Annotated in this window: 23 protein-coding genes; 10 read left to right on the top strand and 13 right to left on the bottom strand. The window is 58.6% G+C overall.

Annotated features, from left to right (window positions below; all coding sequences use genetic code 11):
* The 10 genes from VNZ60_RS23510 to mdcA all read right to left on the bottom strand — a co-directional run.
* The coding region (locus VNZ60_RS23510; protein WP_325663546.1) for an AMP-binding protein at nucleotides 1-1041 on the bottom strand (1041 nt) is incomplete at its 3' end.
* A gap of 344 nt (nucleotides 1042-1385) precedes the next feature.
* On the bottom strand, nucleotides 1386-2315 hold the full coding sequence (mdcH, locus tag VNZ60_RS23505; protein ID WP_414648956.1) for a malonate decarboxylase subunit epsilon: 930 nt from the start codon (nucleotides 2313-2315) through the stop codon (nucleotides 1386-1388).
* Nucleotides 2312-3073, bottom strand: coding sequence for a malonate decarboxylase holo-ACP synthase (locus tag VNZ60_RS23500; protein WP_325663544.1), 762 nt, complete (start codon nucleotides 3071-3073; stop codon nucleotides 2312-2314). The genes mdcH and VNZ60_RS23500 overlap by 4 nt, the downstream gene beginning before the upstream one ends.
* Before the next feature lie 10 nt (nucleotides 3074-3083).
* Entirely contained in the window at nucleotides 3084-3848 is a 765-nt protein-coding gene (madM, locus tag VNZ60_RS23495; RefSeq protein ID WP_325663542.1) for a malonate transporter subunit MadM, read from the bottom strand.
* An 8-nt stretch (nucleotides 3849-3856) separates the two neighbouring features.
* Nucleotides 3857-4258 (bottom strand): malonate transporter subunit MadL, encoded by a 402-nt coding sequence (madL, locus tag VNZ60_RS23490; RefSeq protein WP_325663540.1) that lies wholly within the window; start codon nucleotides 4256-4258, stop codon nucleotides 3857-3859.
* Nucleotides 4259-4347: 89 nt separating this feature from the next.
* Nucleotides 4348-5175, bottom strand: a complete 828-nt coding sequence (gene mdcE, locus VNZ60_RS23485) for a biotin-independent malonate decarboxylase subunit gamma (RefSeq protein ID WP_325663550.1) — start codon at nucleotides 5173-5175, stop codon at nucleotides 4348-4350.
* A 20-nt stretch (nucleotides 5176-5195) separates the two neighbouring features.
* Nucleotides 5196-6047 carry a biotin-independent malonate decarboxylase subunit beta gene (locus VNZ60_RS23480; protein WP_325663538.1) on the bottom strand — a complete coding sequence of 284 codons (852 nt, stop codon included), beginning with the start codon at nucleotides 6045-6047 and terminating at the stop codon, nucleotides 5196-5198.
* Between the two features lie 7 nt (nucleotides 6048-6054).
* Nucleotides 6055-6363, bottom strand: a complete 309-nt coding sequence (locus tag VNZ60_RS23475; RefSeq protein ID WP_325663537.1) for a malonate decarboxylase subunit delta — start codon at nucleotides 6361-6363, stop codon at nucleotides 6055-6057.
* Between the two features lie 17 nt (nucleotides 6364-6380).
* On the bottom strand, nucleotides 6381-7262 hold the full coding sequence (locus VNZ60_RS23470; protein WP_325663535.1) for a triphosphoribosyl-dephospho-CoA synthase: 882 nt from the start codon (nucleotides 7260-7262) through the stop codon (nucleotides 6381-6383).
* Entirely contained in the window at nucleotides 7262-8923 is a 1662-nt protein-coding gene (gene mdcA, locus VNZ60_RS23465; RefSeq protein WP_325663533.1) for a malonate decarboxylase subunit alpha, read from the bottom strand. Before mdcA ends, VNZ60_RS23470 begins: the two co-directional genes overlap by 1 nt.
* Before the next feature lie 272 nt (nucleotides 8924-9195).
* Here mdcA and VNZ60_RS23460 point away from each other — a divergent pair, with 272 nt between their 5' ends.
* Together VNZ60_RS23460 and VNZ60_RS23455 are read left to right on the top strand one after the other, a co-directional pair.
* Nucleotides 9196-10677, top strand: coding sequence for a porin (locus tag VNZ60_RS23460; RefSeq protein ID WP_325663531.1), 1482 nt, complete (start codon nucleotides 9196-9198; stop codon nucleotides 10675-10677).
* A gap of 192 nt (nucleotides 10678-10869) precedes the next feature.
* Nucleotides 10870-11799 (top strand): LysR family transcriptional regulator, encoded by a 930-nt coding sequence (locus VNZ60_RS23455; protein ID WP_325663529.1) that lies wholly within the window; start codon nucleotides 10870-10872, stop codon nucleotides 11797-11799.
* Nucleotides 11800-11926: 127 nt separating this feature from the next.
* Here the strand turns inward: VNZ60_RS23455 and VNZ60_RS23450 are convergent, their stop codons facing one another.
* Together VNZ60_RS23450 and VNZ60_RS23445 are read right to left on the bottom strand one after the other, a co-directional pair.
* Entirely contained in the window at nucleotides 11927-12352 is a 426-nt protein-coding gene (locus tag VNZ60_RS23450) for a lipocalin-like domain-containing protein (RefSeq protein WP_325663527.1), read from the bottom strand.
* Between the two features lie 81 nt (nucleotides 12353-12433).
* Nucleotides 12434-13342, bottom strand: a complete 909-nt coding sequence (locus VNZ60_RS23445) for a lipid II flippase Amj family protein (protein ID WP_325663525.1) — start codon at nucleotides 13340-13342, stop codon at nucleotides 12434-12436.
* Between the two features lie 363 nt (nucleotides 13343-13705).
* Here VNZ60_RS23445 and VNZ60_RS23440 point away from each other — a divergent pair, with 363 nt between their 5' ends.
* Complete coding sequence (locus tag VNZ60_RS23440) at nucleotides 13706-14059, top strand: hypothetical protein (RefSeq protein ID WP_325663523.1); 354 nt, start codon at nucleotides 13706-13708, stop codon at nucleotides 14057-14059.
* Between the two features lie 47 nt (nucleotides 14060-14106).
* Here VNZ60_RS23440 and VNZ60_RS23435 read toward each other — a convergent pair whose 3' ends face one another.
* Nucleotides 14107-14736, bottom strand: coding sequence for a TetR/AcrR family transcriptional regulator (locus tag VNZ60_RS23435; RefSeq protein WP_325663521.1), 630 nt, complete (start codon nucleotides 14734-14736; stop codon nucleotides 14107-14109).
* A gap of 212 nt (nucleotides 14737-14948) precedes the next feature.
* Between VNZ60_RS23435 and VNZ60_RS23430 the strand changes: the two genes are divergently transcribed.
* From VNZ60_RS23430 to VNZ60_RS23400, 7 genes are all read left to right on the top strand, one after another.
* Nucleotides 14949-16394, top strand: coding sequence for an efflux transporter outer membrane subunit (locus tag VNZ60_RS23430; RefSeq protein ID WP_325663519.1), 1446 nt, complete (start codon nucleotides 14949-14951; stop codon nucleotides 16392-16394).
* Nucleotides 16395-16478: 84 nt separating this feature from the next.
* A complete protein-coding gene (locus VNZ60_RS23425; protein ID WP_325663518.1) occupies nucleotides 16479-17624 on the top strand; it encodes an efflux RND transporter periplasmic adaptor subunit in 1146 nt (381 codons plus the stop codon).
* Nucleotides 17621-20704 (top strand): efflux RND transporter permease subunit, encoded by a 3084-nt coding sequence (locus VNZ60_RS23420; RefSeq protein WP_325663517.1) that lies wholly within the window; start codon nucleotides 17621-17623, stop codon nucleotides 20702-20704. Before VNZ60_RS23425 ends, VNZ60_RS23420 begins: the two co-directional genes overlap by 4 nt.
* 162 nt (nucleotides 20705-20866) lie before the next feature.
* Nucleotides 20867-21385, top strand: coding sequence for a CesT family type III secretion system chaperone (locus tag VNZ60_RS23415; protein ID WP_325663516.1), 519 nt, complete (start codon nucleotides 20867-20869; stop codon nucleotides 21383-21385).
* A gap of 3 nt (nucleotides 21386-21388) precedes the next feature.
* Nucleotides 21389-22906 carry a hypothetical protein gene (locus tag VNZ60_RS23410; RefSeq protein ID WP_325663515.1) on the top strand — a complete coding sequence of 506 codons (1518 nt, stop codon included), beginning with the start codon at nucleotides 21389-21391 and terminating at the stop codon, nucleotides 22904-22906.
* Nucleotides 22907-22958: 52 nt separating this feature from the next.
* Complete coding sequence (locus tag VNZ60_RS23405) at nucleotides 22959-24986, top strand: glutamate cyclase domain-containing protein (protein WP_325663514.1); 2028 nt, start codon at nucleotides 22959-22961, stop codon at nucleotides 24984-24986.
* A 31-nt stretch (nucleotides 24987-25017) separates the two neighbouring features.
* Nucleotides 25018-25491, top strand: coding sequence for a type III secretion system chaperone family protein (locus VNZ60_RS23400; protein WP_325663513.1), 474 nt, complete (start codon nucleotides 25018-25020; stop codon nucleotides 25489-25491).
* Nucleotide 25492: the final 1 nt, after the last annotated feature.

The following is a 25492-nucleotide window of genomic DNA, read 5'->3' as shown; positions in this document are numbered from 1 at the left end:
ACGGCCGGCGTTGGGATAGGTTGGCACGCCTTCGAAAATGATCTGGGTGGCGCCGACTGCGGTCGGGCCGTAGGCGATATAGGTGTGGCCGGTAATCCAGCCGATGTCGGCGGTGCACCAGTAGACATCGTCCGGCTTGATATCGAACACCCATTTCATGGTCAGCGCCGCCCACAGCAGGTAGCCGCCGGACGAGTGCTGCACGCCTTTTGGCGTGCCGGTGGAACCAGAGGTGTACAAGATGAACAGCGGATGTTCGGCGCCTACCCATTCCGGTTCGCAGGCCTCGGCCCGGTTGGCTACCAATTCATGCAGCCACAGATCGCGGCCGGCGACAAAATTGATGGCGCCGCCGGTGCGCTGGTAGACCACCACGTTGCGGATGCTGTCGCAACCGCCCAGCGCCAGCGCCTCGTCAACAATGGCTTTCAACGGCAGGCGTTTGCCGCCGCGCGCCTGTTCGTCGGCGGTCAGCACGGCAACTGCGCCGGCGTCGATGATGCGTTCTTGCAGCGACTTGGCGGAGAAGCCGCCGAACACCACCGAATGGGTGGCGCCGATACGGGCGCAAGCTTGCATCGCCACCACGCCTTCGACCGACATCGGCATGTAGATGACAACGCGATCGCCCTTCTTGATACCTAACGATTTCAAGCCGTTGGCGAACTGGCAGACTTTTTTGTGCAACTCGCGATACGTGATCTTGCTGACATCGCCGCTGTCGCTTTCAAAGATGATCGCGACTTTATCGGCGTTGCCATTGTGCAAATGGATATCGAGACAGTTGTAGGAGACGTTCAGCTTGCCGTCGTCGAACCATTTGTAGAACGGTGCATCGGACTCGTCCAGCACCTTGGTGAACGGCGTTTGCCATTGCAGGTTCTCGCGTGCCAGGCGGCCCCAGAAGCCCTCATAATCCTGCTCGGCTTCGGCCGCCAGAGCACGATATGCGTCCATGCCGGATATCGCTGCAGTCTTCACAAAGCTGGCCGCCGGCTCGAAAATCCGGTCTTCTTGCTTGAAGGTCTCTATGTCTGCCATGGTTTTTATTCCAATATGATGTGATTAATGATTTGTTGAGAGTTTCATGAAACATGACAATGCGCATGACAATGCCCATGCCCGGTTTGCGCTTAACAGACGCAGCTAACTGGGGTCAGAGTGAACTTTCTGCGCGCCTTTTGCAGAAACTTCACTCTGACCCCACTTAGCGGGCAACGGAGTAGCTGCCTCATCGTTAAAAAGAACAAAACCGCGTTGTGCGCTCTGCCTTTCCCCGAATCCGTCATGTGGGGTCAGAGTCAAGTTTCGCGATGAAGCACTGCGAAAGTTGACTCTGACCCCACATGACTCCAGTCGTGGCGATGTCATGAATTATGAAACTTTCATAATTGAGCCTGCTCACGTGACAGCAAAGCGAGCAGCGTATCAATCCGGTTGTTGTCGCAGCAGAGCGCCTGGCCATCGGTGAATACCGACGCTGTCAGATTGCTCAGTATGGAACCGCTCGGCATTTCCAGCGCCAGGCGCGCACCGCGCTCCCAGGCAAGACGGGCGGTGTCAAACCAATGCACCTGTCGCGCCATATTGTTGGCGAGGTCATCGCTAATGCTCCGCGGTTCGAACAGAGCACGTGCGATGCTGCTGCTCAGATAAGTCAGCTGCGGACGCTGTACTGGGACTCTTGAAAAAGCCGCTGTCATTTCCACTGCCGCCGCATCGAACAGTTCGCAATGGGACGGCACGCTAACTGCCAGACGCTCCGCCTTGGTCGCGCCTTGTCCGAGCGCGAGTCGCATGACCAGGCGCATCGCTTGGTCAGCCCCTGCAATCACCAACTGCCGGTTCGCATTCAGGTTGGCCAGGTAGACCGGTGCAGCAGGGCCATGAACGCGTGCTATCAGCGGTTCCAGCTGAGCGCGATCGAGACCGACTATCGCCGCCATGCCGTAGCCATGCGGATAGGCGTTCTCCATCAGTTGCCCGCGCCGCGCCACCAGCCGCACCGCGTCGGCATATTCGAGGGCGCCGGCAATCACCGCAGCCGGGTAGGCGCCTATCGACAGGCCCGCAACCATGTGCGGGCCGGCATTGTGTGCGACGAAGAATCTGGCCATTGCGACGCCTGCTATAAGCAGGCACAGCTGCACGGCAACTGTGGATTCGAGTGCTTTGGCAGTATCCAGAGTTAAGGGGTCATCGCGGAGTGCGTCAGAGGTCTCGTCGAGCGTACGCGTGACCGCTGGATGATCAGGCAGCGCACGCAGCATTCCAGGCCGCTGCGCGCCTTGGCCGGGAAAGGTGAACAGAATCATGATGGATTCACGCTTGTTGCATCCTGCCAGTTGTTCGTGCGCCAGGGATCGGTAGTCAAGACCGGGCCGGCGTCAGTTTTGAGCAGCACCCGCCCATTGCCGTTGGCCCATTGCGCATTGACCTTGGCCCATTCGCAAAATGAAAATGCGCCATGGCCGGTGTCGATCTGAATATCGATACGGCATATTGGAGATGAACATATCGTCCGCAGCCCCAGCATCTGTTCAGCACTTAGAGGCGTGCGCGAACGCAGCAGAATGTCGAGATCGCTGTCTTCGCGGACCACCGGCAGCCGCGATGCAAGCTGAAAGCCGACGCCGCCGGTTGGCCCCCAAGGCAAGCCGATTGCATCAAGCGCCGGCGCCAGAACCGCAAGTGCCTCGAAGGCCGGCAGCCGACTGCGTTGCTCTTCGATATGAGCTGGAGCATGCTCAACCATCATCTCCGGCCTGATGCAGCGTGCCACCGCATTGCGATCCAGATAGGCAGCAAAGCGCTCGCTTCGTGTCTTGCCACGCAGGCCAACCGGGACCAGGCGGGGATCGCCGACTTTCTCACGCCGCACTACCACCGGCGCGCGTAAGAGTAAGAGCCGGTCAGCGCTCGCCCAAGACGGCAGTGGAGTGAGCGTCGTCAGCGCCTTGGCGTCTTCGATCCAGAGCAAGTCGTGCGGGCAAAGCATGCCCGCGCCGACGCCCTCAAATGCGGATGTGCCCACGGTTTTGTCCCCTGCTTGCTTGAGCGATACGGCTTCCATGATCAGCCCATCAGCCCACGATTGCCTTGGTGGCAAAGAACAGCACGGATGGCCCTAGCAGGCAGCCGATGCCGGTATGGAATGTCGCCACCAGTGCGCCGTACGGCACCAGCTTGCGGTCGGTCGCGGCGAGGCCGGCTGAAACGCCGCTGACGGTACCCGCAAGACCGCCGAACACCATCGCAGAGCGCGGTGTTTTCAGGCCGAGAAAGCGCGCTGCGATGGGGGTGCCGATCATGACGATAATAGCCTTCACCAGGCCGGTAGCGATGCTCAGCGCCATCACATCCGAGCTTGCGCCAATTGCCGCGCCGGTGATCGGACCGACGATATAGGTGATCGCACCGCAGCCGATGGTGGTCATGCTGACCGCGTCGGAGTAGCCAAAGGCGCGGGCGATGCTGGCGCCGACGATGAACGGCAATACCGTTCCCAGCAGTAATGACACGACGCCGATCAGTCCGGCCTTGCGCGCCTCGGTCGCTTGTACCTCGAAAGCGGTGGCGACGATGGCGAAATCGCGCAGCATGGCGCCGCCCATCAGGCCAATACCGCTGAACAGCGAAATGTCAGTCAATCCCTTGCTGCCGCCGCTCACTATGCCGCCCCAGTACGCCAGCCCCAGGCCGAGCATGATGGCGATCGCCGAACCATGGACGCGGCCGAAGGTGAGTTTGCGCGAGATGAATCCCGACAACAAGACAATGATCCCGATCATCGCGAAGGCGGTGACGAGTCCGTTTTGATGGACCGCTTTTTGAAATATTTCTAACATGATGTCTCCTATTCGGCCAACGGCGCCAGGTCGCTCATGGCCGCGTCAATCTCAGCCTGACTCTCCGTGCGATTGATCAACGCGATGCAACAGGCGCAGACAGCCGCTGCGCCAAAGGCCGACAGCAACGCCACAGGCCCGCCGCGCAATGCGGCAACCACATTCTGCTGGGCCGCCATGGCGACCACCACCGGGATATACATAGCGGCCCAAAAGCCGACACCAGCTTCGGTTGGCTTGGGCAAGAGTCCCCTCGGCTGCATGTACAGGCGGGCGAAAATTAATAGCAGCATGGCGATGCCGACACCGCCGACATTGGTCTTGACGCCGATCAGCTGGCCGAGAAGATCGCCAAGGAAAATCCCCAGCAGGTGGCAGCAGGCGAGTAAGGCGGTTCCGTAAATAATCATGATTTTTGTCTCCTAATTGATGACATCAGCGGCTTGTCAAATCTTGTTTTTATAGCGTTACAGAAAAATGGTGTTTGCTCCTTCTCAGGTTAAGGTTGGCTGGCCCTCCACTGGATGCGCAACATGTCGCGCACCTTGCTCGACGCCTGACGGTGTTCTGCCCCCAGCCGGCTAGTCAGGTCGCGGCTGTTGTCCGCCAAGATGTCTTCGAGCGCGGCGTGCAGGCTGCTTTCGACGGTATCGATGTCGGCGGCGGACGGCGCATCCGGCTGCGCCACTTGCAGGCATCGCCACAGCAAGCCCAGCGACGCATAACTTTCAATGTCGTAGGCCATCGGCGGTATGGTCGAGGCCAGGGACTCCAGTGCATCGACCGAACGCATCGTGATACGTGCCGCAGACGCCTTACCCATCGCGTGCACCATGACTTCCGGATCGCGGATGGCGATCAGGCGGTTGGCCTGATAACCGTGAGCCAGAAAAGCGCCGGACATGGCTTTGCCGACGATCAACCCGATAACCGGATGACCCGCCAGCCGCGCTTCAGCGTAGGCGCCGGCGGCGCCGGCAAGCGCCTGGTGGATGCCGAAGCCTTCCTCGCGCCGGCCATAGGCCTGGCTGGTGACATCGATCACCGCGACGATCGGCGTCTTGGTTTTGCTGCCGCGGTCGGCGGCCATCAGTTCTTGTACCGCGCGTGCGAGTTGCCAGCCTTCTACCAGGCCGACCTCGCCGTCGCGCGCGCGCGGGAAACGGTTGTCCGGGTCCGGCACTACCGCAATGTAGCGCGCTCTTTTACCTGCAAGATCGGCGTCGGCCACCAGCACCGAAGCTGGATATCCGGCAATTGGCGTTGCCTCGCCGGTCAACCTGGAGAACCAGACCGCGCCGCGGCTTTGCTTATTGGCCGAACTCATAGCCGAACTCATGGCTGCGCTCATGATGCGAATCCTTTCTGATAAATCGTGCGAATCAGTTCAGGCGTTGCCTGTATGCTGGCGTCCACTTCGATCAGGCGGGCCAGAAAGCCCTGCACCATGTCGCTACGGTTTTGCTCGGGCATGCCGCGTTGGAACAGTTCGCACACCATATTTCTGATCTGCATGGCGTCGTCCTCGACGTAAGCGTCTACCAGCCCCGAGCGATAGCGCTGCTCGCCGCCGGTAAAGCTCCAGATAAACGGCTTGTCGCGCGAATCGTATTCGGCGATACCGGCTTCCTGTTCTATCACCGCCGGGCCGTTCAACCCCAGCCGCGCTTCGCGGGTCACGATCAGATAGCTGCACAGGGCCGCCGCGATCGACATCCCGCCAAAACAACCCACGGTGCCGGCAGTAATGCCGATCACCGGCTGGTAGCGACGCAGATCGACGATGGCTGAATGGATTTCGGCAATCGCCGCCAGCCCGAGGTTGGCTTCTTGCAGGCGCACGCCGCCGGTTTCAAACAAGATGACCGCCCGGGTCGGGACGCCATCGCGATTGTCTTGCGCCGCCAGCTCCAGCGCCCCGGCAATCTTGGCGCCGCCGACTTCTCCCAGGCTGCCGCCTTGAAATGCGCCTTCGATCGCAAGGACCACGGTTGGCTGGCCGTCGCAGGTGCCCTTGGCCACTACCACGCCGTCGTCCGACTGCGTGACCACGCCTTGCAGCGCCAGCCAGGGCGATGTCACGCGATCGAAGGGGCCGATCAGTTCGCGCATGGAACCGGCGTCGAGCAAGGCGCTGGCCCGGCTGCGCGCATTGAGTTCGATAAAGCTGTCGCGTTGCAGCAGTTGTTCGGTGTTCATGGTTTCCTTACTTTGTGCTTGCAAACTGCAATTCTTCGAACGCCTGCTCGATCCGCATGCGCACCACGCCCGGCGTTGCGCCGAAGTCATTGATCTCGATTTTGGCGGCCGGCAGCGACGACATGGCAAAAATGCGCGTCAACAACGCCGCCCATACCTGACCCATGCCATCGACCGAGGTGTTGACGGCGATGGTGGTGAGGCCCGCAGTGTGGGGTTCCAGCAGCACTTCCAGATCGCCGGAGCCGACCACACCAGTCAACGCCCGTGCTTTGGCAGGCGAGCCTGCCGGATATTCATAGAAAATCTTTTCCATGGTTTGCCTCTTTCGATTTAAGTCCTGATGCTATCCAGGAACAATGCCGCCGCCAGCAGATCCGCGGCGCCGCCAGGTGAGACGTGCAGTGTCAGCAGCTCCTGTTCGAATTGTTGCAGCGCGTTCCGGCCATCGCTGCTGGCGGCGCCGCCGGCGGCCATCACCCGTAGCGCACCGGCTTGCACTGCCGTCAATGCCGCCTGTCCGCCGCGCGCCAGGATGCAGGTGTCGTCGAGATTGGCGATCACCGCCAGCAGCGCGTTGAGCCGGGCGGTGTTTTCATCGTCACCGCGGTTGCGGCAGTGTTCCAGCCAAGGCAGCGCGACCCAGATTACATGCGGGAATCTGGCTCGCGCCTGCCCCCGTGCGCCGTCGACGCTGTATTGCCGGCAAGCGAGTTCGCCCTTGTTGCCGGTCACGGCTGGCGCAAACCTGTCGTGTCGCCACGCCAGCGCGGCAGCGCGCGCGGCCACCGTTGCCGGAGCCAGTGCGTTATGGTCTTGCGCCGCTGCCGTGACCAGCAAACCGAGCGCCCAGATCGCGCCGCGATGGGTGTTGACACCGCCGGTAGCGGCCATCATTACCGCTTCGCCCTGGCGCCCGATGAGGCCGATCTGTTCGCGCAATTGCTGTGGATCGGCGATGTGTTGCCCGGCAACCGCCATGGCATGGAAAGTCGGATGCAAGGCCCAGGCCGAATGGCACATCAAATCCCAGTTCAGGTCGCGATGAGCGCCGCGGCCGCGCATGTCGACCAGGCCCGGTTTAGGCGTCAGCGTGACCTCGTCGATCAGCGCCGTCACGACTGCATCGGCCAGGTAGTTGGCCAATGAGTCGGCCGATGCGGCGGCCAATACGGTGGGTGCGAGCGGCTGGTTTTGTTCAAGAACGGCTGTCATCACCAGCTCCGGAATTTGGCAGGCGGTTCATACAAGCCATCGGACCAGCTCACCAGGTCGGCAACGCTCTTGGCTGCCAGCAGTGAACGGGTCGCCTCGCTGCGGTTGACGCCCATGTCCTCTGGCAGCGCAATCAAACCTTCTTGCCGCAAGTGTGCAGTGCGCGCCGGATCATGGGTCATGCCGATCGGTGTTACGCCGGCGACTGCAGCCAGCATGGCTTTGCGCTCCTCCAGCGAGCGTGCTTTATAGAGATAGGCAATGCCTTCTTCAGTGAGCACGTGCGTCACGTCATCGCCATAAATCATCACCGGCGCGATGGGCATGCCGGATTCGCGCCCGACCTCTACTGCGTCCAGGGTTTCGACGATGGTTGGCTGGCCGCCGCCTTGAAAGGTTTCCACCATTTGCACCACCAGCTTTTTGCCGCGCGCAAGCGGATCGTCGGTCTCGATCAGATCCAGCCAGGCCGGGCTGGCGTGACGCCGTCCACGCGGATCGTGGCCCATGTTGGGGGCGCCGCCAAAACCTGTCAGGCGGCCGCGCGTCACCGTGGATGAATTGCCCAGTCCATCCATTTGCAAGGTGGAGCCGATGAACAGGTCAACCGCGTACTGGCCCGCCAATTGGCAGAAGGCGCGATTGGAACGCATGGAGCCGTCTTTGCCGGTGAAAAACACATCGGGGCGGGCGGCAACGTAACTCTCCATACCCAGTTCGCCGCCGAAGCAGTGGACGCTTTCGACCCAGCCGGTTTCGATCGCCGGGATCAATGTCGGATGCGGATTCAGCGTCCAGTTCTTGCAGATCTTGCCCTTGAGCCCCAGCTTTTCGCCATAAGTCGGCAGGATAAGTTCAATCGCAGCGGTGTTGAAGCCGATGCCGTGATTCAGCGACTGCACCTGATGGCGTTCATACACGCCACGGATCGCCATCATCGCCATCAACACATGGACCGGCTTGATCAGCCGTGGATCGCGGGTGAACAGCGGTTCAAGGAAAAACGGCTTGTCGGCCTGCACCACAAAGTCAATCCACGAGCCAGGGATGTCCACCCGCGGCAGATCGGCCGGATCGTCAACGATCTCATTGACCTGGGCGATCACGATGCCGTCGCGGAAAGCTGCCGCCTCCACCAGCGCCGGCGTATCTTCGGTGCTTGAACCGGTGTACAGATTACCTTGCCGATCCGCCTTGAAACCGGCTACCAGCACCACGTTCGGCGTCAGGTCGACATAGAGCCGCGCATACAGTTCGATGTAGGTGTGAATCGCGCCGACTTCCAGCAAGCCGTCTTTCAAAAACTGCGAAATGCGCAGGCTTTGCGCGCCGGCATAGGCAAAATCGAGCTTGCGAGCGATGCCGCGTTCGAACAGGTCAAGATGCTCCGGCCGGCTGACGCTCGGCATGATCAGGTGCAACTGGTTCACTTTGTCCGGATTGACCTGCGCCAGCGAACGGGACAGGAAATCAGCCTGTTTCTGGTTATTGCCTTCAAGCACGACGCGATCGCCAGGCGCGATCAGCGCTTCGAGCACAGCGATGATGTCGCCGGCAGGCAGGACCGGGCCGTTGGCCAGGTGGCGGACCAGATCGAGGCGGCGATTTTTTTCCGTCCGGCGTTTGCTCCACTGCGGGTTAAGTTGAGGTCTGGCTTGCATCGTTACTCCGGAAATCGATCATCACGGAGACACAATAGAATTTTCAAAAAGCGTCTTCAATCAACCTTATGCACAGTTCATTACTGTGAAGTTAATGAACGCGGCCGCGATTCATTAACTTCAAGGTAATGACGCGACGGCTTGGTTGATTGAACCAGGGAAATCATCAATCTAATCTACGGACGCTCCGGCTCAAAATTCCGGAGTGAACCGGAGTGAACCGGAGTGAACACTGGTGAGAACGATAAAAATCAACCTTGGAGAAGACGATTGTGAGAATCAAAAAAAATACCCTCATGGCTGCGGCCATGGGGATGGCCCTGGCTGTGGCGGGACCGGCAAGCGCTCAAAGCAGCCGTTCCACCCAGCAGGTGGTGGAACAACTCCAGCAGCAGATTCTGCAGCTCCAACAGCAATTGCAAAATCTGAGCGTTGAGGTGAAGGCCAGCACAGATGCGGCGAAGAAAGCCGATGCGACGGCCACGCAAGCGCAGGCGACGTCGAGCAAAGCTGCTGAAGCTGTCGCTGCCGCCCAGCCAAGCGCCCCCAACAAGGACGCCGTAAAGTTAACTGAAACTCCAGGCGGCTACCGGCTTATCGACACAGAGACCACGTCTCTTGGATTGTTCGGTCTGATTGATTTGACTGCTGCGGCATCGTCGTCCGGCGGGCCAAACGCCAATCCCAATAGCGCCACCAACGGCAGGACCAACAGCCACTGGGTTGGCCTGGATGTGTCGTGGATGAACGGCAATCGCTGGGGTTTGACCGGGAGCCATGTGATCGACAAGGGCAGCAACACCGAGCTTGTCTTCAGGCTGGAAAGTGAGTTTGAACTCGCCACCGGCAACTTCGACGGCGGTTTTTCATCGCCGGTTCTGTTTAATCGCGATGCATGGATCGGTGTGCAAAGTCCTACTATCGGAAAACTGACCGTTGGACGGCAGGACACGCTGGGGCGCGACGTCACCATGATTTGGGCCAATCCCTTCAGCACCGCCAAAAACGGCTACGATGAAGGCGGCTGGATGAACAACCAGGTCATGTACCAGATGATGGAATATTCCGGCTCTCCTACCGGCAACCGATGGGATAGCGCCGCGGTCTGGAAGAAGAAGTGGGGCGACAACTGGGTCTCATATCTCGGTTATCAGTTCGGCGGACTGCAGAATACGCAACCCGCCAATGGCGGAACAGATGTGGTTGATACCGGCCACTACAAGGGAACCCAACAGGCCGGAGGCATCGGCTACAACAGTAGCGACGATACCTGGCATGCCAGCGCATCGATTACCCACGCCAACTATGACGGCTTCGGCAAAATGGTGGAAAGCATCGGCGGCAACATCCGCCCGCTTCAGTGGCTGCGCCTGAACGGTGGACTTTTCCATGCCGATATCGACCAGCCGCAAGCAGTCGGCAAACGGACCGACAACGCGTTTACGGTATCGGCCCAGATTTATCCCAAAGGGAAGTTTGACTATGCCTTGGCTTACTATCGTATCAAGGCCAAAAATGCCGGCACCTCTGGCGGCAATACACTGCAGCCGTTTGACCTGACCAGCGGTCTCACTTCGGCAGCGAGCGGAACCTGGGACACGCTATACGGTGCGGCGTTTTACCGCCTCGACAAGCAGACTGACCTGTATCTGGCTTTCGACTATTCCTATGTCGGCGGTGGCTACAATACCAGCTACTTTAACGGCAACCGGAAGATTTTCCAGGCCGGCCTCGGCGCCCGCTACTTTTTCTGATCAATCCGGTCTCCCGTTGCCGTGACTTATTGCCGTGACTTTGTGGCTCCCCTCAAAGGAGCCACTTTTTTTAAGCAGTTGAGAAAGTGTCGATATGCAAGCAGGAGGTATGCATTGCCTGCCTTGGCTCATATGTTTGTGTCAGACTGTTACTTGTACCGCGGTGTGTTCAAATAATTTTCCGGAGGGAAAATGGCAATTGATGATGCAATTACGCTGAAAAAAATGGAAGTCTTTCTAGCCTTCATGACGCTTAACAATATGGCGCGGGTATCGGAAAGCCTTGGACAAAGTACCGTGAGCGTGCACCGTGCCTTGCATTCGCTTGAAGAGGCGTTGCGCTGTCCGCTTTTCAAGCACGAAGGACGCAACCTGATTCCTCTCCAGACCGCCTATACCTTCGCCGAATACGCGAAGCGGGTAATCGATGAATGCGAGGAGGGTGTGCGCAAGGTACGTGATGCAGGCGGATTTAACGCCCCCCGGCTCAAGATAGGCACTCTTTATTCCTTGACGTTAAGGTGCATCCCGCAACTGGTGATCGGCCTCAAGTTGCGCAAGCCTGAACTCGATATCGATCTCACCATGGGCTCAAACCGGGAGCTGCTGCAAAGTCTCGTGGATGGGCAGCTTGACGCAATTGTTATCGGTCTGCATGGCGAGAATGAAAATAGCGGACTGGTTTCGGTGCCATTATTTTATGATGATATCTTTTTGGCGGCGCCGGTCGGTTCGCCATATGCCGGTAACAAGCAGATCGATCTCCAGGATTTTCGCGCAGAAAAATTTGTCACGCTGAGTGACGGATTTGCGACCACTGAAGACTTTCATCATTGCTTTGAACTCGCGGGTTTTCTTCCCAATATTGGCATGCGGGTACAAGACATTTTTTCGCTGATTAACCTGATCAGCGGAGGAATCGGCTACAGCCTGCTGCCTGGACGCGTCGGCGAATTCAGCTCTCGCATCGAGCTGATTCCACTTGAAGAAAGGTACGCGTCCCGCCAGCAGATTACTCTGCTGCTACCTAAGAACAGGGAAAGGGATCCCAACCTGTTGGCGCTGGCTGCAGAATGCCGGATGTATGGCCGACGCGATAGCGGGAAGGATGGCTTCCTGTAGAGAAGAATTGTCGCTGTGGAAAATGCGATTTGGGTAAAACTATTCAGCTGCTGATGGCCCCTATATGTCGCATCGACGACCGGCGAATTAGCGATAGCGATTGGATGCGAACTCAGCGTAGGGAAAATTACTCGCGTCTAAAACTGAGAATAGCCCTTCCTATTGAATTTCCTGATACTAACGGATTCGGCATCCAGGCCGTAAAGACGTCGAGCGTGTCTCTATCAAGCTTGTAGAATCGTTCCTGTTCAGTGCCGTTCCAGGCTTCATTCCAAGATGAGTCAACCTTTGTGATGAACCTATCCCCATCTATCCGATACCGTCCTGTATAGGCCATCACAGTACGGAAAAGTGCCACCAGTTTCTCATCTGTATTCCCTGGCTCCCGCGCCTTTGCGGAAATTAGTACCATCATTCGCCCATCAGAGCCGAAAATAAGGTACCCATTGGGGTCGGCGCCCCACGGTTGAGTGCGCTCCTGTGAATCCTGAAGCTCAGTATCAAAAGAAACCAACCGCCAGCAACCGTGGAGCTTAGTGTCGCGCTCAGACATAGTCCCTCCTGTAGTAGTTCGCCTAAATGTACCCGCCTGTCGAATATTGAGTAAGTTGCCATGCAAATTGCAATAACACCATCAAATTCGCGGGATGCGCCACGGACCGCTAGCTATGCCAGAGCTTATCGGAGGGAGCCGCTTTGATGGGTGCGCCAAGACTCTGAATGGATGGGAGTGTCGCGTTGTGGTGCGCCACGATTTGCTGAGCCGAGAGATGAGCTTTGTCGTGAGTTGTGTGAGCGTCAGATACAAGAGTGACCTCGTACCCACCAGCCAAACTACTGCGCGCCGAAACTGCGATTCACTAACGCGACCTTCAATGACATCATCAGTCATGCCCGACATGTGTGGGTCAATAAATACCGCCATCATGACGGTGGCCCCTCCGTTAATGATTGACGAAAGCGTACTGGATGTTACTCGGACACTCGGATCCAGAACGCCGGCATATAGCGCAGCAAACACACCCACGGTCCATAGCGCAACAGCAGCAACGTTTAGTGAGGTCATAGATGCGGAGACGCTACCGCTATCGCGAAGTCCTGCCACGTTTGCAGTTCGCGGCATGATTGCGACGTCTTTGATGTAGGATAGCCCGCCCTTGAAAAACCCATGCAGAATCAATTTTGGTACCGAACGATGAACTTGAAAATGCTCGACTGCTCGACAAAAACCCCGCTGAAAAGTTGGAATTAACAATGCTCCGACGATGGTCGCAAGCGATGCGGAGATAAGTAGCCAGCGGAAGTCAGAAAGCAAACTTTCTGCTGCAAACTGCCTGCCGATATTTGATTCCACGCGTTTGGCCAGGAATGGCCCAAGAAATGAATTCGACGTCCGTGAGACAAGAACAAGAATACTGAATAGAGCAAGCGAAACCGCAATCCGTCTTGTCCTAATCCCGGCGATGCGTACGGAGTACGCCAGGGTGCCAATGATGTGGATGACAAACGTTAGGAAGCAAATGAATACTAGTTGCTTGTCCATGGAAACCTTGAAAATGTAGAAAAGTCGCTGGATGCGGCCATGAACATGCCACTGCTAACAAGGACGGATTAGGCCAAATGCATAGCAACTGCCGATTGCCATGCCCTAGAAGAACGTCTATAGTTTGCCCGTCCCTGCAAAAAACAGGGATCAGGTCTAGGAAGCCTGAATTGCAAAACGCGCACTGACCGCGCCATGCGGTTTTTTTTCGTGCGTACACCGTTGCATGCTCTCCACGGGCGGCAATGGTGGGGAGCCTTCGGGCTGCCGGTTTTCCGTTTTGCGCCGGTCTTCCTACCCTGCCATCTGCCGCCCTCCCGTTAGGAAGCGGAACGCGGCTTAACTGCAACTCTGGAGATCACTATGGCAAGCATCAACACGCCCACTCAATCCCTTCGCACTCCAACCAAAGCCGATCACAAACCGTTTTCCTGGTTAGCCGCAGAACTGCACATGAACACATCAGCGCAATTCATGGCAACCACACTGGATATCAGCCGAGGTATTCAAACTTGTCTCTCACTGGTTTGCGCCAGCGATCTTGCGCGTGAGCAGCGCGACGATACCTGTCCACCGCCTTTGAATGTGGCCGACACCGAAAATCTGGCTCGCATGGCAATGGCCGCTGCGGGTATGTTGTCGGACCGAGCGGAGGGCTATATCGATGTGCTCAACGACATGCATGCGAATGCAGAGGAGCGCAAGCCAGGTATGTGATGTAGCCCGGTAACCCGGCCCCTGTCGCAGAAGCCCCGGCTCCATTTTCATTTACTTGAGCCGGGAGCCAGAAAGCGCTTGATCAGCGTGGTCAGCATATCCAGTTCCTTTTTCATATCAAGATCGGGGTTGCGGATCGTCATCTTGCCGACGCCTTCAATTGTGCCTAGCAAGATGGCGGCGGCGAGGTCTGCATCGAGTGCCTGATCGACCTGCCCGCGTTGCTGGGCAGCTTTCAGAAGCGTTGCCAGCATGCCGTTTATTTTCGCAGAATGCTTTCTTACAATGTCAGCCATTGCAGGATTGCGGCCGGCTTCGGCAAGCATGTCCAGATGCAGTTGTTTCTTGGCGCGCATTTCGGCGTGATGTTGCTGCTTCATGCAGCTACGGCTGCTGGCTTGCGCGATCTCCGCTATCAGTCCTTCGATGGGATTGTCGCTTTTCATCAGATGATTAAAGCGCGCTTCCGCATGTTCCAGGCCAACTTCGGCCATGGCCTCGATGATCGCTTCCTTGCTGACGAAATAATGATAGAGATGCCCGGAACTGATTTTCGCTTCAGAGCAAATATTTGAAATGCTGGCGCCGCGGAACCCGTCTTTGGCAAAACAACGGCCTGCGGCTTCGAGAATATCGCGCCGCTTTTGCTCATGTTTAACCGGGTCGATTTTACGCATGCCGTCTCCTGATAACCAAATAGATACAAAATAGAGTGATCAATCTAACATAATTTGACGGCCGCTCATTCCTGCATATAATAGATAGATTGTTCGATCTATTATATGGATCGGCATCGACAGAGCCGATTGGGCTCCAGCTAAAGCCGGAATGGATTGCTACGAATATGCCTAGATCAATGCCAAAATTATTTGCACTACCTGGATCTCGCATGAGATTGTTCGCCGTCGCGACGCTTGCCCTGGCGTTGACGGCGTGCGCGACCCAGCCCGCCTATTCGCCGCCCAAGCCGCCGCTTCCTTCCGACTGGGAAAATGTGCCGCACCGCGGAAAGCCGGAGAGTGTCGCAGCGACGGGGCAGTGGTGGACGCAACTGGGGGATCAGGCCATCGATAAGCTGATTGCGTCCGCGTTTGCCGATAACCCGACGCTGGCCCAGGCAGTAGCCAGGGTAGACCAGGCCAAGGCCGCAGCCGGTGTGGCAACTGCACAGCGCCTGCCTGCGCTAAATGGCAGCGCCAACGCTACACGCGCACAAAGCCAGAACACCGCAGGTGTCGGCAGTTCTACCACCATGCTCACGAGCTCTTCATCCATAGGCGCCGATTTCAGTTGGGAGATCGACCTCTGGGGACGCATCAGGGAGTCGGTCTCCGCGGCACAACGACGGCTGGATGCACGGACCGCGGATGCGCAAGGCGCCCGGCTCTCGCTAGCGGCGCAAGTCGCCAATACCAGTCTCTCCCTGCGCGCCTGCGCCTATTCGCTGCAAGTGCGCGACGCCGACATCGCGTCGAGGGAAACCGAACTGGCCCTCACGCGCAAGCGGCGTGAAGTCGGCTATATCGCGCCCTCGGCGGAATTTAGCGCACTGACCAACCTGGCCAACGCGCGCACCGCACGCATCAGCCAGCAGGAGCAATGCACGCGTAATGTCGATGCCTTGGTGGCGTTGACCGGGCAGCCGGCGGCGGCGGTGCGCCGCATGCTGCTGCCGGCAGCGAGCAGTGCCGATTCAGAGGAAAGCAGCGCGATTCTGGATGACGTCGCACATGTCATGCCGACCCCGCCAGCGATGCAGCCGGCGCTGCCGGCGACAGTGCTGCGCGACCATCCGAGCCTGGTATCCGCCGAGCGCTCGCTGGCTGCAGCATGGTCTGATATCGCCGTGGCTCGCGCGCAGCGACTCCCAACCATCAGTCTCAGTGCAATGCTGTCGGGCCAATGGCTGCGCGCCGTCGGCAATTCGGTCAATTTCACCAGCTGGTCGGCCGGACCGGCATTGACCGTTCCAATATTCGACGGCGGCGCCGGAGCGGCCAATGTGGACGCGGCGACCGGGCGCTACCAGGAAGCGGCCGCAACATTGCAGGCGACTTTACGTACCGTGGTGCAGAACGTGGAGGATGCGCTGGCCTTCCAGACATCGGCCGAAGAACGCGTGAAATCGTCGCAGGATGCGGTGGACGCCGCGCAGCGCAGTTTCCGCGCCAGCCAGGCGCAGTGGCGGGCCGGCGCCATCAGCATGTTCGAGCTGGAAGACACCAGGCGCCAGCGCCAGACCGCCGAAGAGAATTTCATTGCCGCCAAACGCGACCAGGGCCAGGCCTGGATCAGCCTGATGCAGGCGACCGGGCAAATCGATAGCCCGGGCTAGCGACCGGCTGTACCTATGCACGCAACCGTAATCCACAACAATACGACACAACAATACGATCGCAACACACCAGGAAATTCATCCATGAATGCGTCTGAACCATCGATAGTGCAAGTCAAATCCCCTCCGCGGCGCAAGGTCATCGCGATCGTCGTCGCCATCGCATTTGCCGCTGCAGCGGTCGGCGCCGGCGTGATCATGACGGTGAAATCCGGAAAGGCTGAAGCCAAGCCGGTCCAGACCACGCCAGCGCTGACAGTGACCATCGCCCGGCCGACCCAAGTCAGCTGGGCCGAGACCCTGAACGCATCCGGCGCCGTTGCGCCCTGGCAGGAAGCGATCATAGGCAGCCAGATCGGCGGCTATCAACTGGACCAGGTGCGCGTCAATGTCGGCGACCATGTCAAAAAAGGCCAGATCCTGGCGCGCCTCAATCCCGATCTGCTGCGCGCCGAAGAGGCGCAATTGGTCGCCGCTTACGAGCAAGCCGAAGCCAACGCCAAGCGCGCGATCTCCCTGCAAGGCAGCGGCGGCATCAGCGACCAGGATGTGCTGCAATCGACCACGCTGGCGAAGACGGCGCGCGCGCAACTTGCGTTCAAGCAGCTGCAACTGCGTTATACCGATGTGATCGCTGCCGACGACGGCGTCATCAGCGCGCGTTCCGCCACCCCCGGTTCCGTGGTCTCGACCGGACAGGAATTATTTCGCATGATATTGAAAGGGCGTCTGGAGTGGCGCGGTGAAGTGACGGCGGAACAACTGACCCGCATTGCCGCCAGCCAGCAGGTGGCGCTGGCGCTGCCGGACGGCGGCACCGCGTCTGCCGTGGTGCGCCAGACCGCACCGTCGCTGGACAGCGCATCGCGGCTCGGCATGGTCTATGCCGATATCGCCGACGGCCAGGCGGTGCGGGCCGGTATGTATGCAAACGGCTCGATTGCGCTCAAGCCGACGCCGGCGCTAGTGGTTTCGGCGCAGAGCATCGTCATCCGCGACGGTCATTCTTATGTGCTCAAGCTGCGCAGCGACGGCAGCAATAAAGTGGAGCGGCTGGCGGTCGTCACCGGGCGCCGGCAGGGGACTGATATCGAGATTGTCAAAGGCGTTGCGCAAGCGGATGAGGTGGTGGTGCTCGGCGCCGGTTTCCTCAATGAGGGCGATACGGTGCGGGTTGCCAGTACTGATGCAAATACGGGTACAGCGCCGGCAGCAAAGGAGACCAAATGAATTTCGCAACCTGGTCCATCCGCAATCCGATTCCGGCGATCCTGCTGTTCGCCTTGCTGACGATAGCCGGCATCATGGGTTTCCATAAACTGCCGATTCAAAACCTGCCGGACATCGATCTGCCAACCGTCAATATCACGTTGACGCAGCCGGGTGCGGCGCCGGCGCAGCTGGAAACCGAGGTGGCCCGAAAAGTAGAAAATGCTCTGGCGACCATGAGCGGGCTCAAGCATCTGCGGACCTCGATTACCGACGGCCAGGTGCAGATCACGGTGGAATTCGTGCTGGAGAAAAATATCTCGGACGCCTTGATCGACGCCAAGAACGCAGTCGACAGCGTGCGCTCCCAATTGCCGACCGACCTGCAGCAACCGACCGTCAGCGCGGTGACCGTCGGCGGCGATGCGGTGCTGGTGTACGCCATCGCTGCAGGCGATATGGATGAAGAATCGCTGTCCTGGTTCGTCGACGATACGGTCGGCAAGGCAATCCTGGCGGTGCCGGGCGTCGGCCGCATGGATCGGGTGGGCGGCTTGACGCGCCAGGTGCGTGTCGCCGTCGATCCGGTCCGCATGGCGGCGCAAGGGGTGACTGCCGCTGACGTCTCGCAGGCCTTGCGCAATATGCAGCAGGAGTCGTCGGGTGGGCGCGGCCAGTTCGGCCTGGAAGAGCAATCGGCGCGTGTGATCGCGACAGTGCGCCAGGCCTCCGAGCTGGCGGCATTTCCGGTGGCCCTGTCCAACGGCCGCAAACTCAGGCTCGATCAAATCGCTACCATTAGCGACGCCAGTGCAGAGCGGGCCCAGATTGCCTTATTGGACGGCAAGCCGGTGGTCGGCTTCAAGGTGTTCCGCGCCAAGGGTTACGACGAAACCGTGATTGCGAAAAACGTCGCGGCGGCGCTGGAAAAGCTGCAAGTCAACAACCATGCCTTGAAATTCACGCGCATTTCGGGAACGGTCGGCTATACCAAGGAGCAATATGAGGGCTCGATGGATATGCTGTACGAAGGCTCCATCCTGGCGGTGCTGGTGGTGTGGTGGTTCTTGCGCGACTGGCGCGCCACCCTGGTCGCCGCGTCGGCGCTGCCCTTGTCGATCCTGCCGGCCTTTGCCGCCATGGCATGGTTCGGCTTTTCCCTGAACACCTTGACCTTGCTGGCGCTGGCGGTGATCGTCGGCATCCTGGTGGACGATGCGATTGTCGAGGTCGAAAATATCGAGCGCCATGCGCATATGGGCAAGCCTATCTTGCAGGCTGCCGGCGATGCGGTGACGGAAATCGCACTGGCCGTGATCGCCACCACCATGACACTGGTCGTGGTGTTTCTGCCGACGGCCATGATGAGCGGCATTCCGGGCCTGTTCTTCAGGCAATTCGGCTGGACCGCGGTGATCGCCGTCCTGACCTCGCTGCTGGTAGCGCGTATCCTGACGCCGATGATGGCCGCCTATCTGCTGAAGGCTAAGCATGCGGTGGAACAGCAGGACGGCAAGATCATGCGCTGGTATCTGCATGCCGTGCGCTGGTGTCTGGCGCACCGCAAAACCACCATGCTGGCGGCAACCCTGTTCTTTGTCGCTTCGGTTGCAATGATTCCCTTCATTTCCAGCGGCTTGATGCCACCGGCCGACCGCGGGTATACCACGGTCAATGTCGAACTGCCGCCGGGCAGCTCACTGAAAAATACGCTGGCGGTTGCCGAGAGGGCGCGCGGTGCGCTCGGCAGCGTCGGCGGCATCGATAATATTTTCACGACGGTGGGCGTGTCGCAGGTAGTCGGCGGCGGTCAGCTTCAGGCCGGCGAAGTACGCAACGGCTCGCTCACCCTGTCCTTGGCGGAGCGCGCCAAGCGTCCGCTCCAGACTGAAATCGAAAAGGCTGTGCGGCGGGCCTTGCTGAATGTTCCGGGCGCCCGTTTCACGGTGGGCGCGGGCGGCCCTGGCGAGAAGATGCAACTGATCCTTGCTGGCGACAATGAAAATGCGCTGAAGGCCACTGCCCAGGCGATGGAGCGCCAGTTGCGCGGCGTCGGCACGCTGTCGAATATCAGTTCCAGCGCCAGCCTGGAGCGCCCGGAAATCATCGTCCGGCCCGACCTCCAGCGCGCCAGCGAACTGGGTGTTTCGACCGCCGCCATCGGCCAGGTGGTGCGCATCGCCACCGCCGGCGATTTCTCGGCAAATCTTGCCAAGCTTAACCTGGACAACCGGCAGGTCGACATCAATGTCAGCATGCCAGACGCCGACCGCCAGAGCCTGAGCACCTTTGCCAATCTGCACGTGCTGGGCCGTAACGGCCTGGTGCCGCTGGCCTCGGTGGCTAGTTTGTCGGTGGAGAGCGGGCCGTCGAAAATCGAAAGATACGACCGCCGCCGTTACGTCACGGTCAGCGCCGATCTCGGCGGCATGCCTTTGGGCGAAGCCTTGGCGGCAGCGAAGGCGCTGCCGGCGGTCAAGCAGATGCCGTCCAGCGTGCAGCTGATCCAGACCGGCGATGCGGAAATAGCAGCGGAGCTGGGCGCCGGTTTTATCATGGCGATCATTATCGGCGTGCTATGCGTGTTCTGCGTGCTGGTGCTGCTGTTCCGGGATTTCCTGCAGCCGGTCACGATTCTGTCGGCGATTCCCTTATCGCTTGGCGGCGCCTTCCTGGCGCTGCTCATGGCGCATAGCGAACTGGATATTCCGTCGATGATCGGTCTGGTCATGCTGATGGGTATCGTGACCAAGAACTCGATATTGCTGGTCGAATACACCATCGTCGGCAAGCGCGACCGCGGCTTGTCGGTGTTCGACGCATTGATAGACGCCTGTCATAAGCGGGCGCGGCCGATTGTCATGACAACCGTCGCCATGATTGCCGGCATGGCGCCGATTGCCCTGGGGTTTGGCGCCGACGCCAGTTTTCGGCAACCGATGGCGGTTGCCGTTATCGGCGGTTTGCTGACCTCGACAGCCTTGAGTCTGTTGGTGGTGCCGGTGGTATTTACCTATATCGATGAGTTCGAGCATTGGCTCAAACACCTGTTTGCACGGAAGGGCGACGCCCGGTTCAAGGAAGTAGAAGCGAATACCTGAAATTATGTTGCGCCTTGATCAGCTTTTCTGAGCTGTCTACACAAACTATTTCCTCCTGGCTTAATGCAGGATGGAACAAGATCAGAGCTTGCAACCACCTATTGCCGGATACCCGAACGCCGCCGCAGGCGCCGTTCGGATTTCGATCAATAGGGGGATGGCATGTCAAAAGAGAGTTACCGTCAGCTGCTTGGGCATATCTGTAGCCAAGCCAATCTTACCGACACCGAGTCGGTATACGCGAGTGGCAATATTGTCGTCAACGATATTCCATTCACCCTGATCCATGACGAAAATGGCGATGATGACGGCCTTCGCATGTACTGCGATTTTGGCAAGCCGGCGCCGGAACGGCGAGCGCTGGCCCTGCAACGCCTGCTGGAAACGAATTTGTATATGTTCAGTGCGGCCGGCGCACCTAGTTTTGGATTCAACCAGGAGAATGGCCGGGTCGTGATGATGGCGCGTATGGCGCTATCGCAGGTCAGTGCGGCCTCGCTGCTGCGGGCTATGGGCGAGTTCTCTTCGTATGCAGCGCAATGGCGCGAAAAATATTTTCTACTCGATACGGAACACGAGGCCGGCAATAGCGCGGTCCACGCTAACGCCCGGAATGCCGGAGCGGCGCTGATCCGGCGGGCATTGTCGGCGGCCGCAACAGATGCGCCTGCAGGCGGCTGAATCATGGAAAACATTCATGCTCCATCTGTCCTCTCCACGCTGGACTATCAAGCGCAGATCGATCAACCCACGATCAATCAACCGACGCTCAATCAACCATCTTCATCAGTTGTCTCGATCAGGATTGCCTCGGACCCTGACCTCAGCACGCATCAGGACAGTGTCGTCCCGGATACCGCACGACAGGACCGCAGCGGCTGGACCGTAGCGCATGGCGTGGCAGTGGAGGCGGCGCGTCAAGGAGTGGCCGCCTACGTAGGCTGGGGCTTGGCTAAATGCAGTGCGGAAGCGCTCTATCTGCACATAAAAGGCGATGCATATGACCCTGGGTCTTATGCTTCGAATCTTGAAAAGGCTGCGTTTGTTGCGCCATTTCTGACAGTCGGACACTACGTCGGCAATGTGGTGCTGGCGCCGGCGGTGCAATGGGCTTTGCGCGGCAGTATTGCGCCGGTTGACCCGCAACAGGCATTTCCGGATGCGGTACGGGAAGAGCATGAATCCGATCATGATTTTGCCGCCCGCCAGGCAGATATCGACAAGAGTCGCCAAGCCATGTCGAAGATGCAGGCTGTGGGCCGGCCGGGTCAGTTGACCGCCAATCTGATCGGCGATGCAGGGTTCGGTCTGGCGTCCGCTCTGCAGCCGTTCATCTATACCGGCGCCAACGCCAGTTCGCCACCGATACGCGCAATGGCCTCTCTCGGCGGAGGTACGCTGATGGGAGCAGGATGGGGTTTGCTTAACATGACGACCAGGGTCAACGGCCAGCTTACGCACACCATCATCCCGGCCAAAAAACTGGGCGACATGCTGCTCGATTCGCTCAAAAAAATACCGATTTTAAAAGACCTCGGGATGCGCGCGGTGGCGAACGGTTCTGCCCTGATGTCTCTGGCCGCGGTGCAGACAAAAATTGCCCATAACGTCCAGGCGGAAAATCCTGGAAAGCCCTTAATCAAGAGTCCCGGCGTCCAGCCTGCGGCCAGTCCGGAGCAGCGCTTCGCAAATGGCATGGCTGGCGGTGTCACGCCGCTGGAAGGGGGATTTTTTGCCAATTTGGGATTGGCTGCCAGAGGAAGTCCAGACAGCCCGGCCTTGGCGGAAACTCTGGATGCGCTCAAGAAGATCGATCCAAGAACCTCTCCAGGGAGCCTGGCAACCTTATTGGTCGGCGAGCCGGGCAGTGCTGTGGCGCAGGTGGCAAATGTGGTTCTGCAGGCTGTCGAAATGCCTTACCACAGTGCACAAGGTTTGCTGGGATTACCGGGACATATTGCGTTTGATATCGCCAACGGTTTGCACAGCGGTTTGAGCCGGGTTACCGGCCATGCCGATTCTCCGCAAAATCTTCCGCAGAATTCTCAGGAACGGTCCCAGGCAAATTCCCAGGCAAATTCATCGTCGTCGGATATTCATCTGGCCGAACTCGGCATGGCGCCGCAACAGGCAACGGAACCGTTGCCCGCCGCCGCGCCACATACCACGGTGCACATCAGCGATCAAAACTCCATCGAGTGATCGGGATGATGCATACGACCAGATATTCATCTAATAAAACAAGGAGGTTCCAATGTTGAACCCAGTATCACCGAATAATCCCGGCATATCCCATGCCGACCATGAGTTGCAAGCGCCATCTGCCGATAAGCCGCTGCCTCAACTGCCAGCATCGAACCTGGACCATTTTCTGAAGGCCTACAACGGCCGGGGCGTGGCCAATTTTTTTAACCACGGCGGAACGGAACAGGCGGCGCAAGCGCTGATCGCCGCCAAACATGTGATGTTGTGTACCGGTTTTAACGTGGCTGAAGGCATGCCGGAAACCGATGGGCCGGTGGGTACCGCCGCCTTGGGGAATGCGCTTGCCGAAATGGGAAAAGTGGTGACCTACGTTACCGACGGCCCCAACGAGAAGGTGCTCAGGGAGGCGTTGGCAGTACTAAATCCCGACAGAGCGAAATATTCCAGGATTGTCAAATTCTCTGCCCCCCACGAGAAAGACAATGATCCGGCGGCCAAGGCTTTGCTGGAGAAACTTAAACCGGATGCGGTGGTGGCGATTGAACTGCCGGCCCGTAATTCGGAAGGCGTGCGGCGCAATATGCGCGGCGTCGATATCAATCCTTTTAACCCGCCAGTCGATGGCTTGCTGCTGGAAGCGGCGAAAGCAGGCATTACCACCGTCGGTGTCGGCGACGGCGGCAACGAGGCCGGCATGGGGGGGCTGGACGGCATCCCGACGGCGCTCGATGGAACGGAAATGAAATCGGCGGTGCCGGCGCAGCATCAGGTGACGGCCTGGAACTCCAACCTGGGCGGCGAGGCCATTGCCGCGGCCTTCCTGGCCAAGCATGGCGAACTCGACAAGCTGCATACACCTGAGCAGCAGACCGCCATGATAGGCGCCATGCTGGACGCAGGTGCGGTCGATGGTGTCACTCGGAAGAAAGTTGCCGGCGCGTTGTCTGACGACGGTAAAACAACAACCGGCGTCGACGGTTTCTCGCCGATGGTGCACGCCGCCGGGCTGGAAATGTTGAAAAACGTTGTAGGCGGCATGAATCTTGGCATCGTCGCCAAGAAGACGCCGCGCGACGGTCAGCCTTTTTTGATCGGCGCCTTCGACTCCAGCAATGGCGGCCTGATCGCCGCCAAGAACCTGGCCGGATTTATAGCAGCACGTTCACCGCATACGGCGCGCTTTGCGATCGTGGTCGATCACGGCAATGCACCCTATGGTGAAAAATCTCGCGACGCCCTGATCAAATTGGTAGGGAATGGGTTGCAGACTTCGGAAAAAATCGGTGTCGATGTCATCGCCATGGCCTGCAATACGGCTTGTACGGCTTTTCCGGAAGCACTGGACCAGTCACCGCATACCAAAGTGCTTGATCTGATTGAAGTGACGGCAGGCGCGATTGCCAGGCTGGGAGGAAGCAAGCCAGCGATTCTATCGACTCCGGCAACCGCTAAAGGAGAAGGAGATTCGTCGAAAAACATGTATGACGACAAGGTCAAGCAAGCATCGGAAGGCAGAGTGTCTTTACCGCCGGATTTCCGCATCGGCGCAACGGAGTGGGCAGGCATGATCAACGATCTCGATCATTTGAGCGAGGAAAAGGAAAAAGTAGAAAAAGTACGGATCGCGGTCGAGAAATACGTCGACAAGATTCCTGTCGACGCCACTTCTGTATGGCTGTGCTGTACCCATTATCCGGCTCTGAAGGGGCAGATCGAAGCAGCGCTGAAAAAGAATAACCGGGATATCGAGGTGATCGATCCAATGGAGTATCAAGCCGAGATGATCATTGATCATCTGAACTCCATCCAGGATCTCGATCGCTCCAAACGCCGCGAAACCACTGATCCGATCGTGGTCACCACCGGTGTCAAAAGCAACGTGGATGTATCGGCCAGGGCATTGCTGGGCAGTGACAAGGCGATCGTCTTGCAGAGCGAATTCGGAAAAAAATTCTCCCTCGAATTGCTGGCCGATCACCTTGTCAAATCACCGGAAACAAAGTCGGCATCCTCTCTGCCGCCCAATTTCCTACCGTTCAAGAAACCCGACGACGGCCAATCCCCAACCATCAACTAATTTCATATAGTCAATCATCTGGAGAATCATCATGACAACATCGAACTATCAACGCGTGGTTAAGGAATTGTGCGAACTGGTCGGCTTCAAAGACCACGGCCTGCTCGTCAACGGCGGCAAACTGCGCATCCAGGACTACCGCGTTTCATTCATCTACAACCAGGCCTACGACCCGAAGAACATGCTGGTCTACGTCGACATGGGCGTCCCGTCCGGCGACCTGGAACAGACCTACAAGACTATGCTGAAGATCAACTTCCAGCTGGGTATCGGCGAGCGCGGCGTGATCAGCCTGCATCCTGAAACCGGCCATCTGTTTTATTCGTTCGGGTTTGAGCTGGACGATGAAGCGCTGGGCCGCAGCTTGCTCGATACGCTGATCCGTTTTGTGGGAGATGTCGGGATTGAAGCATTGCGGCTGCCCGGCGATGACAACGCAGCAAAGCAGGCAGGCGGCGTTGCCGGCCGCAATCGTGCCGCACGCTTGTGGAACGATCCGGCTTAAT

This window comes from Collimonas sp. (assembly GCF_035566375.1).
Taxonomy (GTDB): domain Bacteria; phylum Pseudomonadota; class Gammaproteobacteria; order Burkholderiales; family Burkholderiaceae_D; genus Collimonas.
This window is presented reverse-complemented; position numbering and strand designations above follow the sequence as displayed.

Bases quoted from the DNA above. Each gene is read 5' to 3' on its own strand.
- mdcH (WP_414648956.1), bottom strand. From the start codon at position 2,315: ATGATTCTGTTCACCTTTCCCGGCCAAGGCGCGCAGCGGCCTGGAATG.
- VNZ60_RS23500 (WP_325663544.1), bottom strand. From the start codon at position 3,073: ATGGAAGCCGTATCGCTCAAGCAAGCAGGGGACAAAACCGTGGGCACA.
- madM (WP_325663542.1), bottom strand. From the start codon at position 3,848: ATGTTAGAAATATTTCAAAAAGCGGTCCATCAAAACGGACTCGTCACC.
- madL (WP_325663540.1), bottom strand. From the start codon at position 4,258: ATGATTATTTACGGAACCGCCTTACTCGCCTGCTGCCACCTGCTGGGG.
- mdcE (WP_325663550.1), bottom strand. From the start codon at position 5,175: ATGAGTTCGGCCAATAAGCAAAGCCGCGGCGCGGTCTGGTTCTCCAGG.
- VNZ60_RS23480 (WP_325663538.1), bottom strand. From the start codon at position 6,047: ATGAACACCGAACAACTGCTGCAACGCGACAGCTTTATCGAACTCAAT.
- VNZ60_RS23475 (WP_325663537.1), bottom strand. From the start codon at position 6,363: ATGGAAAAGATTTTCTATGAATATCCGGCAGGCTCGCCTGCCAAAGCA.
- VNZ60_RS23470 (WP_325663535.1), bottom strand. From the start codon at position 7,262: ATGACAGCCGTTCTTGAACAAAACCAGCCGCTCGCACCCACCGTATTG.
- mdcA (WP_325663533.1), bottom strand. From the start codon at position 8,923: ATGCAAGCCAGACCTCAACTTAACCCGCAGTGGAGCAAACGCCGGACG.
- VNZ60_RS23455 (WP_325663529.1), top strand. From the start codon at position 10,870: ATGGCAATTGATGATGCAATTACGCTGAAAAAAATGGAAGTCTTTCTA.
- VNZ60_RS23450 (WP_325663527.1), bottom strand. From the start codon at position 12,352: ATGTCTGAGCGCGACACTAAGCTCCACGGTTGCTGGCGGTTGGTTTCT.
- VNZ60_RS23445 (WP_325663525.1), bottom strand. From the start codon at position 13,342: ATGGACAAGCAACTAGTATTCATTTGCTTCCTAACGTTTGTCATCCAC.
- VNZ60_RS23440 (WP_325663523.1), top strand. From the start codon at position 13,706: ATGGCAAGCATCAACACGCCCACTCAATCCCTTCGCACTCCAACCAAA.
- VNZ60_RS23435 (WP_325663521.1), bottom strand. From the start codon at position 14,736: ATGCGTAAAATCGACCCGGTTAAACATGAGCAAAAGCGGCGCGATATT.
- VNZ60_RS23430 (WP_325663519.1), top strand. From the start codon at position 14,949: ATGAGATTGTTCGCCGTCGCGACGCTTGCCCTGGCGTTGACGGCGTGC.
- VNZ60_RS23425 (WP_325663518.1), top strand. From the start codon at position 16,479: ATGAATGCGTCTGAACCATCGATAGTGCAAGTCAAATCCCCTCCGCGG.
- VNZ60_RS23420 (WP_325663517.1), top strand. From the start codon at position 17,621: ATGAATTTCGCAACCTGGTCCATCCGCAATCCGATTCCGGCGATCCTG.
- VNZ60_RS23415 (WP_325663516.1), top strand. From the start codon at position 20,867: ATGTCAAAAGAGAGTTACCGTCAGCTGCTTGGGCATATCTGTAGCCAA.
- VNZ60_RS23410 (WP_325663515.1), top strand. From the start codon at position 21,389: ATGGAAAACATTCATGCTCCATCTGTCCTCTCCACGCTGGACTATCAA.
- VNZ60_RS23405 (WP_325663514.1), top strand. From the start codon at position 22,959: ATGTTGAACCCAGTATCACCGAATAATCCCGGCATATCCCATGCCGAC.
- VNZ60_RS23400 (WP_325663513.1), top strand. From the start codon at position 25,018: ATGACAACATCGAACTATCAACGCGTGGTTAAGGAATTGTGCGAACTG.